Below are 2,143 nucleotides of genomic sequence, written 5' to 3'. Positions count from 1 at the left end.
CATTGGAATCGGCGACCACGCGGGACAGCTTCCGTAGTGCACGAAGAGATGCCTTGGCTTCGATTGATCGGAGAACGTTGATTGATGGCTCACCCGGGCGGATCTCCAGGTACTCGATGCCGAACGCGGTGCAAGTTTCCTTAACCGCTGCCCGTGTGAGGTCGTCCCACTGCATCACTTAACCCTCCTGGTAGCTTTCAGCCCGTCCAGATGGTCGCTCCAACCCTGCATCATCTTCCGGCGCTCAGGAAGATATTCTGCGGCGTTGTATGCTGCCCGCACCTTGTCGCGCTCGCCATGCGCCAACTGGCGTTCGATCGCATCACGGTTGACCCCCTGCTCGTTGAGTAGCGTGCTGGCGGTGGTCCTGAATCCGTGCGCCGTCTGCTGATCCTTGGAATAGCCGCAAGCTCGCAAAGCGACGTTGATCGTGTTCTCTGACATAGGCCGCGATGTGTTGCGATTCGACGGAAAAACATACCCTGTGCCGTCGGCGCCAGTCACGGACTCGAGTTCCCGCAAGATCGCAACAGCCTGGCGTGACAACGGCACGATGTGCTGCTCGCGCATCTTCATCTTGTTGGCGGGAATCCTCCATTCCGGTTCCTCAACGTCGAGGTTGAATTCCGGCCACTCCGCATGTCGCAGCTCGCCAGGGCGCACGAACAGCAGCGGGGTGATTCGAAGAGCGCAACGGACGACGAAGGAGCCGTCGTAGGCATCCAGCGCCCGCATCAGCGCCCCCACCTTCGCGGGCTCGATGATAGCGGCATGGTGTTTCACCTTAACCGCCGGCAACGTGTCCGCGCCGATCAGTTCGGCGACCGGACTGTGCGAAACGTATTTGCGCTTCTTGGCATACCGAAACATGGCCGCCGACTGCGACAGCGCCCGATGCGCGGTGTCGATCAGCTTCGCACCTTCCATTCGGCGGATGCAGCCGAGCACGTCGTCATCGGTCACCTCAGCAATGGGTCGATGGCCGAGCCAGGGGAAGAAGTGAACTTCGAATCGACGCTTGGTCCGCTCGATGTGGTCAGCCGACAACCCCTTCGCCTTAACCATGTTCTCGATCCACTCCAGCGTGATCGCTTTGAACGTGGTCTCGCTTGCGGCCGCCTTCGCAATCTTGTGGTCGGTGCGCACGATGGCGGGATCGATGCCGTTCGCTACTTGCTTGCGGATTTCCTCGCCTCGCTCCCGTGCCTTAGCGAGCCCGATGTCGGGGTAAGTGCCCAGGCTGAGCAACTTCTCCTTGCCTCCCCAACGATATCGCTGGCGCCACCATTTCCCGCCGGACGGCGTGATGAGCAGGTAGAGGCCGTCAGTGTCGAACAGCTTGTAAGGCCTCAAACGAGGTTTGATTCCGCGGATCTTTGTGTCCGATAGCTTCGGCATAAAGGGGTAACTGGCCCTCCCCGGCCTGCTGACCAATGGGGTTACCCCTTGAAGTTACCCTCGATAGGGGTAGGATGTCCACGGAAGGCAGCGAAGGACGGCGAAGAGGTAATCGCCAGGATTTCGGGGTTTTTTCTAGGGTTTGCCGATTCCGGCGAAGGCCGGCGAAGGCTGTTATGGAGGCTCGGGCCGGAATCGAACCGGCGTAGACGGCTTTGCAGGCCGCTGCATGACCACTTTGCTACCGAGCCTCGGAAGAATTGGGCGGCAATGGCGCGATTGCGCCCCGCCCGACGGGCAAGCGCGCAATTGTGGACTAGTTGGGGCCGCCTGACAATTGCCCCGAGCCCACTTGTGGCGCCTTTGCCACGGCTGGGGACCCGGCCGACCGGCCCCTCACAGCGGGGATTTAGTCAATTCGATCCAGTGAGAGACTGCATTCCGCTCTCGCGGACTGTCGATCGCGATGGCGCTGGCCGAGCCATTGAGCGTCTCGCCGCGCAGCTGCAAGGACAGCGACACGGTATAGGCGTAGCGATCGGTGTCTGGCGTGCCGATGCGAACTGCCAAATCGCCGCTAAAGAGGTTGCCGGCGAGGCGCGGACGATTCACCAGCGCCAGCAGTTGATCGCCGACCTGAGCATGCACTTCGCCATTCGCGAGAAAGCGCAGCTCTACCGGCACCGGCTTGGTGTACGTCGACAACAAGCCCCGCCACACGCCGCGCAAATTGTCGGGCGTGACG

Annotated in this window: 2 protein-coding genes and 1 tRNA gene; all 3 read right to left on the bottom strand. The window is 61.2% G+C overall.

What is annotated here, in order from left to right:
* Positions 1-174: 174 nt before the first annotated feature.
* The gene (locus JNL55_RS34395; protein WP_293865537.1) at positions 175-1,398 is read right to left on the bottom strand and encodes a tyrosine-type recombinase/integrase; all 1,224 of its coding nucleotides are present in this window, start codon (positions 1,396-1,398) and stop codon (positions 175-177) included.
* A 177-nt stretch (positions 1,399-1,575) separates the two neighbouring features.
* A tRNA-Cys gene (locus JNL55_RS34390) sits at positions 1,576-1,649 on the bottom strand.
* A 145-nt stretch (positions 1,650-1,794) separates the two neighbouring features.
* Positions 1,795-2,143: hypothetical protein (locus JNL55_RS34385; protein WP_293865534.1), on the bottom strand; the 349-nt coding region annotated here is incomplete at its 5' end.

The organism is Steroidobacter sp. (assembly GCF_016790065.1).
Lineage (GTDB): Bacteria > Pseudomonadota > Gammaproteobacteria > Steroidobacterales > Steroidobacteraceae > Steroidobacter.
The sequence above is the reverse complement of the archived record's forward strand: the minus strand, read 5'-3'. Positions and strand labels throughout refer to the sequence as shown.